Here is a 16,687-nt window from a genome sequence, read left to right on the forward strand (position 1 = left end):
TTATGGTTCAAATTTACAGTGGTCCCTTTTTTAAAAACATGACTTTTATCATGTCGACCTATTTTTATTTATTTCAAATAATCATTTTAATTTTCTTCCTATGATATTGGTACACACTGTTGTAAATATTACAATACTTATAGAGCTCAATGGCATTAATATGGCTGCAACTACTGGTGCTAATTGACCAGTTACGGCAAAATATAATCCAATAACATTGTATACGAATGATAGTACAAAGCTCCATTTGATGATATTTATGGCCGATTTTGAAGCCATAATGTAGCGATACAATTGTTTGAATTTTGAAGCGTCTAAAATGGCATCACAAGCTGGAGAGAATACATTAACATCTTCCGAAATCGCAATACCTACATTACTTTGTGCCAAAGCTCCTGCGTCATTAAGCCCATCTCCAATCATAAGTACTTTAGCACCTTCGGACTGATGGTATCTGATAAATTCCAACTTGTCGTCCGGCTTTTGGTCAAAAATTAATTTAGTCTTTGCTGGTAATAATTTTTTAAGATTTTCACGCTCACCTTCATTATCACCAGAAAGAATAACTAGATCAAAATGTTTTTTCAGTTGATTAAAAAGCTTTGAAACTCCTTTTCTATAGCTGTTATAAAATGTAAACTTGCCTTTGTAAACATTATTACTACTTACGTGTACTGTCGTGTTAAGCGTTGATGTTTGCTCTACATTGCCTACAAAGCTTGCAGAGCCAACCTTTAGGTTAATGTCATCATGTTTTGCTTCAATACCTTTACCAATGTGTTCCTCAAAACAATCAAGGGTGATGATGTTATGTTCATCTAAAATGTTGTAAAGTGTTCTACTTAATGGATGATTAGAGCCTCTGAGTGAATTTTTTAACACCAAACTTTCGGAATCGGATAAGGATATACCTTCGTATTCAGCATTACTTTGTTGGTTAGAGGTAATGGTTCCTGTTTTATCAAATATGACGGTATTGATATGTGCTAATTGCTCAATAACACTCGCATTTTTGACGTAAAATTTTAATTTCCCAAATATGCGAAGTAGATTTCCAAATGTAAAAGGAGCTGAGAGGGCAATAGCACAAGGACAAGCAATAATGAGTACTGCCGTAAACACATTCATGGCTTTGCTTGCGTCTGTAAACAACCAATATGTTGTTGCAATAACGGCTATTGTAATAATGGCAATTGTAAAATGTTTACTAATGTTATTGGTAATGTTGGTAAAACCATCCTCTTTATTCTTACTGAAAACATCGTTACTCCATAACTGGGTGAGGTAGCTTTGTTCTACAGATTTAATGGCTTCAAGCTCTATGATTCCAGAGGTTTGTTTGCCACCAGCAAAAAGTTTATCACCAGATTGTTTTGTAACAGGTTGAGATTCACCCGTCACAAAGCTATAATCAATTTTTCCTCTACCATTGATAAGGATACCATCTACAGGAATCAACTCTTCGTTTCTTATGAGAAGTCGGTCTCCTTTTTTAATGTCATAAACTTGAATGGCATTCTCACTACCATCTTTTTCGATTTTAGTGATGGCGATGGGAAAGTAGCTTTTATAATCGCGTTCAAAGGATAAGAAATCGTATGTTTTCTGCTGGAAAAACTTACCGGCTAAAAGAAAGAATACCAACCCTGAAAGACTATCAAAAAAACCAGAGCCAATATCAAACGAAATTTCTATGGTACTCCTAATAAACAATACCGATATACCTAATGCGATGGGTACATCTATATTCAGTAGTTTAGCTTTTAATCCTTTATATGCCGAAATAAAATAATCTTGTGCAGCATAGAAAACTACAGGAATAGACAAAGCAAACATAAGCCAACGAAACATGTGCTTGTATTGCTCTAGCCAATATTCATTGATTTCGAAATATTCAGGAAACGAAAGAAACATAATGTTCCCAAATGCAAAACCTGCTACACCAAGTTTATAGATCAGCGTGCGGTTAATATGTTGCTTCCCTGCCTTAAAATCATCTAAGCTAATGTAAGGCTCGTATCCAATGCCACTAAGTAAAGTGACAACTGACTTTAAATCTGTAGCCTTAGGGTTATAAGAAACCCTAACGGTTTTTTTGCCAAAATTAACTTGAGAATCTGAAATATGAGGGTTGAGCTTATTGAGGTTTTCCAAGATCCAAATACATGAACTACAGTGAATATGTGGAATGTATAAGGTGGCGATTTCTAGATCGTCACTTCTAAATTCGGTAAGTTTTTCAATAATATTACCTTGTGAAAGAAAGTCGTACTTCCCTTCAATTTCCTTAGGAATCGCACCAGGCGATTTCTGTAAGTCGTAGTAACAGGTTAAATCGTTTTTATTAAAAATTTCAAACACGGTTTTACAACCATTACAACAAAATGATTTTTCCTGAAACGTAATCGGGTGGTTGCCACAATCGTCACCACAATGAAAACAAGATTTGTTTTCCATTTTTATAATTTGCTCATTTATACCTGTAACAAAGGTGACATTATCTCTAAAGATAAAATATGATATTTGTCATGTAATTATTATATTTGATACAGTCACAAAATCAATTGGTATGAGTAAATGTGAGTCTTGTATTGTTAAGGAGTTTAATTCCTTAAAGTCTCTGACGCGCGATGAATTAATGCGAGTTTCCGCTTGTAAAACAGGTAAATTATATAAAAAAGGTCAGCTTATCTTTGAAGAGGGAGAAACACTTAATGGTGTTTACTGTGTAAGATCTGGTGTCTGTAAGCTTACAAAGTTAAGTGAAAACGGTAAGGACCAAGTTGTAAAACTCGTTGTTAAAGGCGACCTTTTGGGCAAACGCTCTTTGGTTACAGATCAGAAAACGAATCTAAGTGCGGTCGCTTTAAACGACATGGAAATGTGTTTTATCCCTAAGAGTGAAATCATGGATGATTTATCAAAAAATCCAAAATTCACCATGGATGTGCTGAGGGAAATGGCAAATGATTTAAAAGATTCTGACGTTTCCTTAGTAAATATGGCACAGAAATCCGTTAAAAAACGTATGGCTGAAATATTGATGTATAGTCATGATAGTTTTGGAACCGATGACGATGGCTATTTAAGTATTGTACTGTCCCGTGAAGATTATGCTAGCATCGTGGGAACAGCAACGGAGTCTGCTATCAGAATTTTGTCGCAGTTCAAAAAAGAAGGACTCATCTCTACAACAGGTAAACGTATTAAGATTGAAGACTACAATGGTCTGAAATGGATCGAATAAAAAAAGCGCCCTTTCTGGGCGCTTTTTGTTTTAATCAATTTTGAACGTCTCTATGGGTTTAAAAGGGTCGAGTTTTAAACTTTGCATTTGATTTTTATACTCCATCCAATCCTCTCTAAAGAATGTGTTGGTAATATCTAAAACTTCCTTGATTGCATCTTTGGCATGATTGATTAAGGTGGTTTCCGTATTGGTTAAACCATTTTGGCTACCATTTACATAGCCTCTTGCTGTACCTAGACGTTGCATAGGGGTAACTTCTGGATTTCTGGTAATACCTTGTCGTTTATCAACCTTGCCCAAAAATCTGTCTAATAAACTATCAATTGATTTTATGGTTTTGTCCGATAATTCAATTTGATCTTTATAGGATTCCTTATCTAATTTAGAAAGTTCATTCTTATAGCTTTGAGCTATGGTTTTGCTTTCTGCCAATTGTTTGGTAGCATCAGCAATTGTTTGTTGCATTTGCTCTAACTGTTTGGATGCAGCGTAAACCTCATTGGTGTTTTTCTCTGAATACTCTAACCTTGGATCTGGTTTCACTTCGATTTGAGTTTCTGAAGTTAATTCTCCATAATACAGCACAACTTTATATGTGCCTGGTTTCACAGACACCCCTCTGGGTTCTCGATTGCGTTTTCTTAAGGTTCTTGAAGGTCTGTCAGCACCAGATTCGTCCATATACCATGTCCAATAATGTATTCCATTTTCTTTAGGTGCTTTTTGCTTTAAGGTTCTGATTAATCGGTTGCCATCATAGACTTTTAAGAATAGAGTGTCCCATTTCTTTTCAGCCACTTTTTTGTCACTAACTGTTTTATCCTCTTTTTTGGTATCAGATTTCACATCGGCCTTTACGGGTTCTTTTTTATTGAAAATATAGCTTAACCGTGCACCACCACCACGATTATCACCTTGATACATAGCATCTGCACCAAATCGGCTTCCAGTAGGTTGTTGGTATGCCGCTTGATAAGCCGTTGGTGGATTAAAAAGTTTGACATGTTCTTTTAATACGGATTTGTCTTTAGCTATGGCTCGAAGTGGTCTAATATCATCTAATACCCAAGCTGCACGACCAAAGGTACCTATTACCAAATCGTGTTCTCTTGGATGAATGACTAAGTCTTTAACTGATGTGGTTGGAAAACCTTCTGTCCACTTGGTCCATTGCTCACCAGCATCTATAGATACGTAAAGACCATCATCAGTTCCTAAAAACATTAAGTTAGATTCTACAGGATCTTCAATTATTGCCAGAGTATAACTTTGTACGTCATTTTCATCCACAATACGCACCCACGTTTTGCCGTAATTTGTGGTTCTATAGGCATAGGGAGTATAGTTGAAGCGTCTGTAATCATTAGCAATTAAAAGGGCTTCCCCTTTATTCTTGTTAGAAGCTTTAATTTGGGCAATCCAACTGCCTTCTGGTAATCCTTTAATGTTTTTTGAAACATCAACCCAATCATTCCCACCATTGGTGGTATAATGTACAAGGCCATCATCGGTTCCTACCCAAAGCATATCTTTTTCAACTGGAGAGGGTTCTATGACTAGAATAGTGGTATGGTTTTCTGCACCAGTGGCGTCCATCGTTAAGCCTCCACTTTCTGACTGTTTTTGTTTTTCAGGATTGTTCGTGGTGAGATCAGGTGAAATAATGGACCAGGTTTCACCCTTATCAGTAGATTTATGCACAAATTGGCTCCCAAAATAAATGGTGTTATTATTAAAAGGATCTATATTGATGGCTGAGTTCCAGTTAAACCTTAATGCGACATCAGGATCGGGATGGGTTGGCCTTACACTATAATTATTTCCGGTTTGCCAATCGTATCGACTAACATAGCCTTGTTGACTCATAGACCAACCATAACGTGAATCATCACGGTCTGGTACGACATCAAACCCATCACCAAAACTAATTTCTTGCCAGTAACTATTTCTGATGCCTTGGGCTTTCCAAACATAGGCTGGTCCACGCCAAGAGCCATTGTCTTGCATGCCACCATATACATTATAAGGATATTCGTTGTCTACGGCTATATGGTAGAATTGTGCTACAGGAAGATTTCCAATAAAACGCCAGGTTTTGCCACCATCTTTGGTAATGTTTAGTCCACCATCGTTACCATCTATCATAAAACTACCATCGTCAGGGTGTATCCACCAAGCGTGATGATCGGGATGAACCCCATTATCTACACCATAAGCTGGCATAAGCTGTTCAAAATTCTTACCGCCATCTTCAGAGACATTAACGTAGGTGAAAATAGAATAGAGCCTGTTTTCGTTTTCTGGATCTACATAGATTTCAGAATAATAAAATGGACGATTACCAATATCATTTTTGTCGTTGATTTTTTTCCAACTAAAGCCTCCATCTTCACTCTTATACAAAGCATTTTTTTTAGCTTCGACCAGCGCATAAACAATGTTTGGTTTATTGGTTGCAATCGCTATACCAATTCTTCCTAAATTGCCCTTAGGAAAACCATCATCTTCAGTAATTTTCTTCCATGTCTCGCCACCATCGTGAGTTATATGTAACCCTGAGCCTTCACCACCAGAATTAAAAAACCATGGATCGCGCTTATGCTCCCATAGTGCCGCAATCAATTTATTGGGATTGGTAGGATCCATAACAAGATCTGCCACTCCTGTTTTGTCATTCGCAAAAAGAATTTTTTGCCATGTTTTACCGCCATCTGTGGTTTTAAAAACACCACGTTCTGGATGTTCACCCCATGGTGAACCAATAGCTCCTACATATACAATATTGGGATTGTTTGGATGAATAATGATTCTATGGATATGACGTGTTTTCTCTAGTCCCATAGCCATCCAAGTTTTACCGCCGTCTAGGGATTTGTAAACACCATAACCTCCATTTAAAGAATTTCTCGGGTTTCCTTCGCCTGTTCCCACCCAAATAACGCTTGGATTAGACTGCTGTATTTTTACGGCACCTATAGAAGCGGTTACTTCTTTTTCAAATATAGGTTCCCATTTAATGCCGCCAGATGTCGATTTCCAAAGACCACCTGAGGCGGTACCTACATACATGACATCCGGATTATTGGTTACCACATCAATTGCCGTAACGCGACCAGACATGCCACCAGGTCCTATATTTCTAGGAGTCATGTTTTTCATAACATCCATGGGAAGTTGTTGTGCAGTGAGCACGGTTATGCTAATGAGCATAACAAGAGAGAATAATCTTTTCATTACAATCAGGTTAGTTAAGTGAGCTAAAATTAATGAAAAGATAAGATTGCAACTCTAAAAGAGATGTTAACTTCTATATTTAGTTTGAAATTGAGACCGGAATGGTTTCACTTCGGTCATTGTAATTCTCATTAGATAATAACCACTCTGAACCATAAACATCTCTATATTTAATTTTGTAAACGATGTCCTTTGTGTTGAGGGCCTCCTTAAGAATTTTAATATTTTCTGTTCCATTTACTTCAAGGACATTGATTTCTTCATTTGCAGGCAGGACAAAGCCTTTAATCAATGTGCTAGTAATGTAGGGTATGGTATCTAGTCCTTTGGTGTTTTTGAAAATATGGTGAAATAGTTCGTTTGTATTATTAAACGTATGTGTTTTATCTAAGTCTATTTTTACGTCCTCAATAAAAGCTGGACCAACACCTTTATTGCCCACCACAAATTTAAATGCGTTGTTGTAGTCACTATACCATTGGTTAAGATGAGGTAAAACTGATGCGCTTTGTTGCATCTGTATAAGTTTATTTTCCTCTCTGGCTAGGTAAGATTGATAGATTAATGCTATGAGTGAAATAACACTTATAAATAGGGCGGAAGTACTTAAGATCTTATCGTTTGTCCAATGTATTTTTCGCTTAGAAGATGTTTCCGTATTATTTTCTAATTCTTCAGACATAAGGCTTTGGTTAAATTGTAAAGTTAACAAAATGTTAGAATCCAAAATAATGTAATTGTTACATCTAAAAAGTGTTATTTTTATCTTGCTATGAATGATAAGTTGAAAAAATCGGGTTTCATATTTAAAATCTATGAAGAACCCAACCAATCGCCTTTTGATAAGCTTTTTGAAATTTTCAAGGAGCTTATTACCTATACTTCGGGAGATTTTGACGAAGCCATAGACTGGTTAAGGCAGCTTGATGAAGAATACCAATTGACCACACCAGATTACACCATCGATGATTTTATCGAGGATCTTAAAAATAAAGGATACATAATAGAAGAAATTGACTTTAGTGATGGTGATGGTGATGGTGATGGATCAGGTAAAGGAAAAACCGTCATTACTTCAAAGACGGAACGAGCCATACGGAAACAAGCCTTAGAGCATATATTTGGTAAAATTAAACGCAGTGGTGCTGGTAATCATCGAAGCAAAGGTACAGGCATAGGAGATGAACATACTGGCGAGTTTAGAGCATACCAGTTTGGGGATGCTTTAGAAAAAGTATCCATTACCGAAAGTTTAAGAAATGCACAGGTTAATCATGGTGTTGGTGATTTTAATCTTACCGAAGATGATTTGGTGGTTGAAGAAACACTTCATAAAAGCCAGATGAGTACGGTACTTATGATTGATATAAGCCACAGTATGATTTTATACGGCGAAGATCGCATTACTCCAGCGAAAAAAGTAGCTATGGCATTATCGGAGTTGATTACCACGCGCTACCCGAAAGATTCCTTAGAGATTTTGGTGTTTGGTAACGATGCATGGCCGGTGAAGATTAAGGATTTACCTTATTTAAAAGTGGGACCTTTTCACACTAATACTGTTGCTGGACTTCAGTTGGCTATGGATATGCTCAGAAGAAAACGAAATACCAACAAACAAATTTTTATGATTACCGACGGTAAACCAAGTTGTTTGCGTTTACCAGATGGTCAATACTACAAAAATAGTAACGGTTTAGACCCTTACATCGTAAATAAATGCTATGCTATGGCTCAACAAGCGCGACGTTTGCATATTCCTATTACCACATTTATGATTGCAGAAGATCCTTATCTCATGCGATTTGTTAGAGAGTTTACGCAGGCTAATAAAGGTAAGGCATTTTATACGGGCTTGAAGGGATTAGGCGAAATGATTTTTGAAGATTACGAGAATAATAGAAAACGACGAATTAAAGGTTAAGATTAGCAAAAAAGACTAATACATGAATCAGATTAAAACACTTGGAGACTTAAAGAAAGCAGGGTATCAATCTAAATCTATTAAAGATGAATTACGAGATAACCTCATTGCCAATATAAAAAAAGGTATTAACACTTTCGAGGGTATACACGGTTATGAAAATACAGTTATACCTGAGTTGGAACGCGCCATATTATCAAGGCATAATATTAATCTTCTAGGTTTGCGTGGGCAGGCTAAGACACGATTGGCTAGAATGATGGTTGACTTGCTCGATGAGTATATTCCAGTTGTTGAAGGTTCAGAAATAAATGACGATCCTTTACAGCCTATTTCGCGCTATGCAAAAGAGCTTATCAAAGAAAATGGTGATGACACACCAATCATTTGGTTACATAGAAGTGAACGCTTTGCCGAAAAACTGGCTACACCAGATGTGACGGTAGCCGATATAATCGGTGATGTGGATCCGATAAAAGCCGCCAATCTAAAATTGAGCTATGCGGATGATCGTGTGATTCATTATGGAATGATACCGAGAGCCAATCGTTGTATTTTTGTTATCAATGAGTTACCAGATTTACAGGCTAGAATTCAAGTGGCTTTATTCAATATTTTGCAGGAAGGTGATATTCAGATAAGAGGATTTAAATTACGAATGCCACTGGATATGCAATTTGTGTTTACAGCTAACCCAGAAGATTATACCAATAGAGGGAGTATAGTAACACCATTAAAGGACCGTATCGGATCTCAGATTTTAACGCATTATCCAAATAGTATTGAGACAGCTAGGCAAATTACGGCTCAGGAAGCGCGATTAGATCAATCACAATCCGAAACTGTTTATATCCCAGATTTGGCAAAGGATATTTTAGAACAAATTAGTTTTGAGGCTCGAGAAAGTGAGTATATCGATGTGAAAAGTGGGGTGAGTGCCAGAATGAGTATTACCGCCTATGAGAATTTAATAAGTACTGCAGAACGCAGAGCACTTCTGAATGGTGATAAAGATACTACAGTAAGACTCACCGACTTTTTAGGAGTAATACCTTCTATTACTGGTAAAGTTGAGTTGGTGTACGAAGGAGAACAAGAAGGTGCCGATTATGTAGCTAATTTATTATTAGAGAGTGCTATAAAATCCTTATTTCCAAAATATTTTCCTAAGATAGAAAAGCTGCAAAAACAAGACGAAGAAACACCTTACGATGACTTAGTGTCTTGGTTTTTTAATAATGATGGTTTTGAATTATTAGATGACGATAATGATGCTACGTATAAATCTAAACTAGATCGAATACAACCATTAGATGCACTTATTGCAGATTACCAGCCAGATATTGACCAAAAAGATGTGTATTTTGAAAAGGAATTTATTCTATGGGGATTGGTACAATTTAAAAAATTGTCTAAATACAAATTTACAGAAGGAACACAGTTTAAAGATCCTTACGGGAGCTATATAAGTGGCCTATAAAGATCTATTGCCTGCTTTTGATATTTGTTTGACAGAGGTTAATAATCTCTGAGATTCGTTTTTGGCGAGTCGTATCTCGCTTAGCACTGTGCAACCATGCTAAGTAACTTTTTTGATAGCCTTTCGCAAAGTTTTGATAATTTTCAAAGGCTTTTGGATTATCATCAAAAGCATTCAGTAAATCTTTAGGGATTATACCATTTTCTACATCGTCCATCTCAGACCATTTACCAGATTGTTTGGCCAATTTAATCACTTTATAACCCGTTTCGTGGATCAGGTTGTTTGCTTCTAATTCTATAATATATTTTTTATTCAGAGCACTCCATGTACTTTTCGGATTTCGAGGTGAAAAGTATTGTTTGCGTTTACCGTTTCCAAGGCTCTTTACTGTAGAATCTATCCACCCAAAACACAAAGCAACTTTGACGGCTTCTTCCCAACGCATTGAAGGTAGGTGATGCTCTACTTTATAGAAAATTAGATACACAGCGTTATACCTGGTATGATTATTCAATAACCAATGATACCAGTCAGTGTCACGTTCAAAATACAGTTCTGGAATGTCCAACACTATAATTTTTTAGAATAGATGTAAAAGTCTTCATCTATCACGAATGAACCTCTTTTAATAGGCTTTGTTTTCCATTCAGCATTTGGGAAAATCCATTCGGATGTTCCATCTATTTCGACCCTAATTGGCATATCAAAACCGTCTACAATATCTGTATATCTGAATTTGAGCAGATTGTTTTCTATTTTATATTCGAGCGTTGGAATTTTGGTGGTTCTCAAATATTGATTGAAAAAAGCCGTTAAATCTTTATTGGTTTTTTTACTGATGAAACGTTCTATTTGTTGGGTTGTTACGGTTTGATGGAAAAATTTAGCATTTAAACCTCTTAAAATCTCTCGCCATTTTTCATCATCTTCAACAAGCTGTCGTAATGTATGAAGCATATTTGCTCCTTTATAATACATATCTCCTGAACCCTCATTATTGACGCCGTAAGCACCAATTAATGGTCTGTCATTTTTTATTCTCGACCTTGTACCTATGACATATGCTGCTGATGCTTCTTCACCATAATAATAATCCAAAAATAAGTTTTCTGAATAGGCGGTAAACCCTTCATGAATCCACATGTCTGCAATATCTTTATTGGTAATATTGTTGGCAAACCATTCATGACCAGCTTCGTGAATGATAATAAAATCAAATTTTAATCCCCATCCTGTCCCGGATAAATCCATACCCAGATAGCCATTTTTGTACTGATTACCATAAGTGACTGAGCTTTGATGTTCCATACCCAAATAAGGCACTTCAACGAGTTTAAAACTGTCTTCGTAAAAAGGATAGGGCCCAAACCAGTGCTCAAAGGCTTCCATCATTCTTGGAGCATCCTTAAACTGTTTTTTCGCTTTTTGAAGATTATACGATAACACCCAATAATCCATATCCAAATTCCCTTTCTCACCATTATAAACTTCAGAAAAGTTAACATAATCACCAATATTTACATTAACCCCATAGTTATTGATAGGGTTGGATACATACCACTTATACATTTTGTATCCACCATACTCATATTCGAAGGTGTCTTTAAGTCTTCCATTGGCAACAGCGACTAGGTCTTTAGGAACATCAATGGCTATACGCATACTATCTACTTCATCGTACATATGGTCTTTATTTGGCCACCAAACGCTAGCACCAAGACCTTGGCAGGATGTAGCGATAAAATGTTTTCCGTTTTTATCTTTTTTCCAAGAGAACCCACCATCCCATGGTGCTCGTTTAGCTTCCTTTGGCTTTCCTGAATATTGAACATATAATTCATTGTATTCACCAGGAACTTGTTCCTTTTTAAGAGAAACAAAATAAGCAGCACCAATTTTAGTATAGTCTAACGTTTCATTGTCTTGTTTAAAAACAACGACTTCTAAAGGATCTTGCAAATCAATTTGAATGATATTATGAGAATTTAATACTTTATAGCGTATAATATTATAGCCTGATATGTACTTTTCGTCGGGTTGAACTTTAATGTTGAGATCGTAATATGTGAGGTCCCACCATTCACGCTCGGGTGTAATACTTCCTCTTAAGGTATCCTGTTTAGTAAAAGTTCCTTTTTCCTGAAGTAGCTGTGCGTTTGAGATTAATGACATTAACAAACAGTAAATTATCACTAAATATTTCAATCTTAATGTATTTTAAGTTTTACATATTTTAAAAACATGACACCGCCAAGGCACAGGTTGATGCCTAAATATAAAGTGCCAAAAATGAGCAGATTATTATAAGCTTTAGTTAACTCTTCAAATTCAGATAATTCTGAAATTAGGGCTAAGACCATAAAGAGTGTTAAGGCTATAAATACAATGGAAAGTAAAAGACCTAACGTGGATTTTTTGCTAAAGATGAGGTATAATAGAACGGCTAGTAGCCCTATGGCTATTGGGTTAAAAAGATTTCCCGTTAAAATCCAGTAATAGATTACAGATACTATTAGAAATAGTTCGGGTACAATACACTTTAAGTTTAATTTGCTCATTTTTACTTTATCTTATGATTGAGTTAGGAAATACGACTATACTTTCATGTCCGTTTTCGCCAATAGCTGCTACACCAAAATAGTAATTATCAATAACAATGCCTTCGAGTGTAAACTCGTTGACATTTCCCACATAGCGGCTATAATCCCAAGTGGGAGAGGTTGTGCGTCTCCAGTAGATTTTATAACCTTTGGCACCATCAACCTTGTTCCATTTTAATTTTGCAGAAGGTTCTACAATACCACCAATACCAACTTCATTTGGTGCAGGAGGTGCCCATGCCAAACTAGCAAGTGTAATGGCATTGACTGCCGTTAACTTTTTGCAATATGGAAAATTAACGTGCTCAAATGTATCTCCATAGTTAATCCCGTTTTCAGTTCTAATATCTTGGTGCTGTTGTGTATAGTTTTCGTGAGCTTCCATAATTCTTATACCTGCAAACCCTAGATCGTTAAATGGGCGATGATGTCCTCCGCGACCAAATCTATCTAAGCGATATATCATTAGTGGATTCATTTCAGGCATATAGGTCTTGGTTGTATTGTATACATATCTTGCTAATTGTCTTGAAATACCATCAACTTCTCCACCATAAAAGCGTCTTGCTCTGGCTTGCCTAGCTAATTTTTCAGAGTCAGTTTCATCTGTTGTTATTGGTTCAGAGAAGATTCTAAAGGTTCTGTTATCTATAACGCCATCAACACCTTTAATATTTCCTATCATGTCATTATTGAGCACACCCATAATATTCCAGTTGTTTTCCTTAGCATATTTAGCTAGGCCCTGGCCACCAAAAAGCCCTTGTTCTTCACCGGATAAGCCAACATAAACGATGCTGCTTTCAAACGTATAATTTGAAAGAACTCTTGCTGCTTCAATAGTACCAGCCATACCAGAAGCGTTGTCATTAGCACCTGGGGAATCTGAGGTGTAATCGGTTGGATCAGATACCCTAGAATCTATGTCGCCACTCATAATGATATAGCGATTTGGGTACTTTGTACCACGCTGAATCGCCACCACATTAACTACATTTACATCTTTGATGATACGTTGATTGGTGCCTTTTTCATAAAAATTATTCTGAAAGAAAACCTCTAAGCAATTATTACAATTCTCAGAAATTTCATCAAACTGCTGTTTAATCCATCGTCTTGCCGCTCCAATACCTCTGGTGCTTGATATGGTATCACTTAACGTATGTCGCGTACCAAAATCGGCTAAGGTTTTAACGTCTTCTCTCAAGCGATCTTCAGAAACAGCATTTATAATATCATATAATCTGGTATCGGTTTGAGAAAACGAAACTATTGAATAAAAAAATGTAAAAACAATAAGGAATATCTTCATAGTATTTTATTTAATAAGTTTTAAAGTTCCGAAAATATTGGCATCAATCCAACCTCGATTTTTATCATCACCCTCTACATAAACGGATCCAATAAAATTTTCGCGATGTTCACTATTGTCATTGTCGCAATAGGCGAGGGCAAATCCGATATTTTTTCCAGTAACTAATTCAACAGGCGTATTTACCTGGTACTCTTGGTAGCTGTCATCAAAAAGTAAAATCTTAACCTCCCAAATAGAGGTATTGTCTTTAGTGGTGCGTTTGGATTCAACATGAGAATTATAGAGCTTGCCTATTTTTTCAGGCGACATATCTACCACATTACCATCCAATGAGACATGATAAGCAAAAGCATTATGGTTATATTGATGTTCACCACCACTATTATCTTCATCGATAAAAATTTCCAAACAATCATCATCCCACCAAATAGTAAGGGGATCTTGGTTAATGTCCAGGAGCTTGTCATCCTTTATTTCTGCTAAAAGGTAGAGGGCATCTTTAGTCCAGGTAAGTTTATAACGTCCTTCAAAATCGGTTGACGAGTAGGGTTTGCCCAACCAAAGTTGATCTATGGGATGCCATTGCGTTTTCTGCCAGATATTTTCATCAGCTACACCGTCAATCATAGGGCTAGCATCTGCTTTTTTTACCTCTAAAAAAGACTTATAAGGCTTTTCAGTTTTCTTTTTGTAGTTGAATTTTGAGGTCTCGACAGTATCATTTTCCTTAATGTCTACATAGACGTTCATCTCCTGGTCAGATACTTTTTCAAAAGTCATGCCCTCAAAAACAACTTTATTTTCTGTGATATATTTTAAAGGAAAATCTACTGTTTCGTTTTTGGACTCCCAACCTTTTAGTGTATTATCGAAATGCTTGAGTTGAAGAATTAGAGAGTTTTCTATTTCTCTTATAATTTCTATCTCATAGAATGTAACCTTATCGTCATTGATAAGTTTAAAGGTCGCCATCATTGAGCCTCCCGATGGCTCACTCCAAATTTCTTCGGTAATACCACCAAAGGCTTCTCCATGCCAAGTACCTGAAATCCACTCAATATTTTTTAGTTTTGGTTCTAGGGTATTTTCCTGTGAAGCGCTACATAAGCTAATTGCAAGTACAAAAAGGGTAAAAAGTATTTTCATTGTCTTATTGAATAAACGTCACTTTTGATATGAGTCCATCTTTTACCTCATAAATGGCTAAAGCATAGTATGTTTTCCCATTTATAGTAGCTTTCTCTTTATCAATGACCTTGTTGCCCAAAACGATTCTGTTCATGATTTCAGCATTAAGATCTGGTACGCTTTTAAAGATTATGTCATATCGTTTTCTCAATTCTTCTCTACCACTTGTAGTTAGATTTTCAGGAAACTCATAAAGTTTTACATCCTTAGTGTATGTTTTTGTAAATGCTTCGATATCTCTTTTGTTATAGGCCTCGAGTTGGTCGTTAACAATAGTCTCTGGATTAGAAGTGGTGTTTTTATTTCTAACAAAGGTCATGGATTTTATACCATTTCCATCCACATCATAAATGGTCGCTTGCCGTACCGTTATGTTATTGATGGTTACCAATTCTTCATCAACAACCATATTATTTAAAATCATACGATTCAATACTTTGATGTTGGCTTTTTTATTATTTCTGAAGAATTGCCTGTAATTTTCCTTAAGCGTGTTTCGACCTGAATACATGTAATCTTTTGGAAATTCATTTACAATAACATTGGTGTCAAAGGCATTTGCAAAATCATTGAGCTGTCTCTTGTTAAAAGGTTCTACATGTTTTTGAACAACTGCTGCAGCTTCGCTTTCTGATAATAGGTTTGAAACTACCGCATTTTCAGAAGTCATATTAGAAGTCTGAGATTCTGTAACGTCCGATTTTAATTCTGCTGCGATTAGCAATTTTGTACCATTTTCATTAAGGGAAAGACGTGTAATTTTAGAAATGCCATAAGAAGATAAGTCTGCAATTTTTTTCCAGTTATTGTCGCGTTTTAATGTGAGTTTGTACAAACTGCCACCTTTTCCAGATAGCAAGGTTCTGCCATCTAACCAGCAAATATCCTCCACACCTTGCATAGTATTGGCTATAAGTCTTGTGATGCCATTGTTAGGGTTTAATGATCTTATTTGCCAAGATTTGTCGTTTTCCTTGTAAATAAAACTTACCAAGTTAGAGTTAGGGATTTTGTGAAAGGATCTACCAACACTAGTAGCGTATTTTCTACTGATGCCATTACTAATGGTCGTGACATATAAATTGAGTTGCTCATTTTCTATTACCGCAGATACCGTAGTATTTTCATCATACCAGGTATAATAGGCAACCACTAAATCTTTTATAAGTTCTGTAGACTCACCATTACTCAGATTATAACTATATAGCCGTTGTTTGCCATCAGGATCTAACCTAACTGCAGATACGGCATTTTTATTTGGAATTTTTAAAGGAGTGTATTCACCGCCTTTGGTATAGTTTATATAGGTTTTTGATTTATAAGCGATATCATATTGAGCAATATCCGTTTGACCATTCCTTGTTGAAGCATATAAAATAGTATCATCCCCAAAAAAAGAAGGCTGATTGTCATAACCTTCATTATTTGAAATATTTACACCATTTGAAACCTCTATGTTTGTGTTGGTTTTTGCTAGGTCAAAAAGGAAGATTTCGGTATTAGATTGAGCAAAGGAGAGGGTAGATAATAGGGAGCATAGGATTAAAAAATAATATTTCATAAGATAGCAAGATTGATTCCTTAAATATAGTGATTATAAGTAATGTTTCTAAACAAACTAAAATGATATTGGTTTGAAAAATCAACAAGGAATTAAGCTTGCTAGTTATCGATAAAATTTGCAATTGGATTC

12 protein-coding genes are annotated in these 16,687 nt (G+C 36.0%); 3 read left to right on the forward strand and 9 right to left on the reverse strand.

Translation table 11 applies throughout. The annotated features are described in order from the left end of the window. Nucleotides 1-81 precede the first annotated feature (81 nt). Nucleotides 82-2,457, reverse strand: a complete 2,376-nt coding sequence (locus tag ACFQ1K_RS00070) for a heavy metal translocating P-type ATPase (RefSeq protein WP_320556071.1) — start codon at nt 2,455-2,457, stop codon at nt 82-84. 112 nt (nt 2,458-2,569) lie between these two features. Between ACFQ1K_RS00070 and ACFQ1K_RS00075 the strand changes: the two genes are divergently transcribed. Next, on the forward strand, nt 2,570-3,247 hold the full coding sequence (locus ACFQ1K_RS00075; RefSeq protein WP_320556072.1) for a Crp/Fnr family transcriptional regulator: 678 nt from the start codon (nt 2,570-2,572) through the stop codon (nt 3,245-3,247). Between the two features lie 30 nt (nt 3,248-3,277). On the opposite strand, the gene ACFQ1K_RS00080 is transcribed toward ACFQ1K_RS00075, so the two are convergent. Together ACFQ1K_RS00080 and ACFQ1K_RS00085 are read right to left on the reverse strand one after the other, a co-directional pair. Further along, nucleotides 3,278-6,484: a VPS10 domain-containing protein gene (locus ACFQ1K_RS00080; RefSeq protein WP_320556073.1), complete on the reverse strand. Its 3,207-nt coding sequence runs from the start codon at nt 6,482-6,484 to the stop codon at nt 3,278-3,280. Nucleotides 6,485-6,563: 79 nt separating this feature from the next. Beyond that, the gene (locus ACFQ1K_RS00085; protein WP_320556074.1) at nt 6,564-7,166 is read right to left on the reverse strand and encodes a hypothetical protein; all 603 of its coding nucleotides are present in this window, start codon (nt 7,164-7,166) and stop codon (nt 6,564-6,566) included. A 90-nt stretch (nt 7,167-7,256) separates the two neighbouring features. On the opposite strand from ACFQ1K_RS00085, the gene ACFQ1K_RS00090 reads away from it, so the two are divergent. Together ACFQ1K_RS00090 and ACFQ1K_RS00095 are read left to right on the forward strand one after the other, a co-directional pair. Beyond that, entirely contained in the window at nt 7,257-8,408 is a 1,152-nt protein-coding gene (locus ACFQ1K_RS00090; protein WP_320556075.1) for a vWA domain-containing protein, read from the forward strand. A gap of 22 nt (nt 8,409-8,430) precedes the next feature. Continuing rightward, on the forward strand, nt 8,431-9,888 hold the full coding sequence (locus ACFQ1K_RS00095; RefSeq protein ID WP_320556076.1) for a magnesium chelatase: 1,458 nt from the start codon (nt 8,431-8,433) through the stop codon (nt 9,886-9,888). A gap of 4 nt (nt 9,889-9,892) precedes the next feature. On the opposite strand, the gene ACFQ1K_RS00100 is transcribed toward ACFQ1K_RS00095, so the two are convergent. From ACFQ1K_RS00100 to ACFQ1K_RS00125, 6 genes are read right to left on the reverse strand one after another with little or no spacing between them, the layout of a single operon-like run. Continuing rightward, nucleotides 9,893-10,459, reverse strand: coding sequence for a YdeI/OmpD-associated family protein (locus tag ACFQ1K_RS00100; RefSeq protein WP_320556077.1), 567 nt, complete (start codon nt 10,457-10,459; stop codon nt 9,893-9,895). 2 nt (nt 10,460-10,461) lie between these two features. Then, nucleotides 10,462-12,063 (reverse strand): M1 family metallopeptidase, encoded by a 1,602-nt coding sequence (locus tag ACFQ1K_RS00105; protein WP_320556078.1) that lies wholly within the window; start codon nt 12,061-12,063, stop codon nt 10,462-10,464. Nucleotides 12,064-12,098: 35 nt separating this feature from the next. Next, nucleotides 12,099-12,449, reverse strand: coding sequence for a hypothetical protein (locus tag ACFQ1K_RS00110; protein WP_320556079.1), 351 nt, complete (start codon nt 12,447-12,449; stop codon nt 12,099-12,101). Between the two features lie 7 nt (nt 12,450-12,456). Beyond that, entirely contained in the window at nt 12,457-13,803 is a 1,347-nt protein-coding gene (locus tag ACFQ1K_RS00115) for a M28 family metallopeptidase (RefSeq protein WP_320556080.1), read from the reverse strand. A gap of 6 nt (nt 13,804-13,809) precedes the next feature. Continuing rightward, nucleotides 13,810-14,952 (reverse strand): DUF6265 family protein, encoded by a 1,143-nt coding sequence (locus ACFQ1K_RS00120; RefSeq protein ID WP_320556081.1) that lies wholly within the window; start codon nt 14,950-14,952, stop codon nt 13,810-13,812. Between the two features lie 4 nt (nt 14,953-14,956). After that, nucleotides 14,957-16,555: a nuclear transport factor 2 family protein gene (locus ACFQ1K_RS00125; protein ID WP_320556082.1), complete on the reverse strand. Its 1,599-nt coding sequence runs from the start codon at nt 16,553-16,555 to the stop codon at nt 14,957-14,959. Between the last annotated feature and the right edge of the window lie 132 nt (nt 16,556-16,687).

It is taken from the genome of Winogradskyella aquimaris (assembly GCF_042676105.1).
Taxonomy (GTDB): domain Bacteria; phylum Bacteroidota; class Bacteroidia; order Flavobacteriales; family Flavobacteriaceae; genus Winogradskyella; species Winogradskyella aquimaris.

What these genes read in the sequence shown, in the direction of transcription:
- ACFQ1K_RS00070 (WP_320556071.1), bottom strand. Translation starts at nt 2,457, where the DNA reads ATGGAAAACAAATCTTGTTTTCATTGTGGTGACGATTGTGGCAACCAC.
- ACFQ1K_RS00075 (WP_320556072.1), top strand. Translation starts at nt 2,570, where the DNA reads ATGAGTAAATGTGAGTCTTGTATTGTTAAGGAGTTTAATTCCTTAAAG.
- ACFQ1K_RS00080 (WP_320556073.1), bottom strand. Translation starts at nt 6,484, where the DNA reads ATGAAAAGATTATTCTCTCTTGTTATGCTCATTAGCATAACCGTGCTC.
- ACFQ1K_RS00085 (WP_320556074.1), bottom strand. Translation starts at nt 7,166, where the DNA reads ATGTCTGAAGAATTAGAAAATAATACGGAAACATCTTCTAAGCGAAAA.
- ACFQ1K_RS00090 (WP_320556075.1), top strand. Translation starts at nt 7,257, where the DNA reads ATGAATGATAAGTTGAAAAAATCGGGTTTCATATTTAAAATCTATGAA.
- ACFQ1K_RS00095 (WP_320556076.1), top strand. Translation starts at nt 8,431, where the DNA reads ATGAATCAGATTAAAACACTTGGAGACTTAAAGAAAGCAGGGTATCAA.
- ACFQ1K_RS00105 (WP_320556078.1), bottom strand. Translation starts at nt 12,063, where the DNA reads ATGTCATTAATCTCAAACGCACAGCTACTTCAGGAAAAAGGAACTTTT.
- ACFQ1K_RS00110 (WP_320556079.1), bottom strand. Translation starts at nt 12,449, where the DNA reads ATGAGCAAATTAAACTTAAAGTGTATTGTACCCGAACTATTTCTAATA.
- ACFQ1K_RS00115 (WP_320556080.1), bottom strand. Translation starts at nt 13,803, where the DNA reads ATGAAGATATTCCTTATTGTTTTTACATTTTTTTATTCAATAGTTTCG.
- ACFQ1K_RS00120 (WP_320556081.1), bottom strand. Translation starts at nt 14,952, where the DNA reads ATGAAAATACTTTTTACCCTTTTTGTACTTGCAATTAGCTTATGTAGC.
- ACFQ1K_RS00125 (WP_320556082.1), bottom strand. Translation starts at nt 16,555, where the DNA reads ATGAAATATTATTTTTTAATCCTATGCTCCCTATTATCTACCCTCTCC.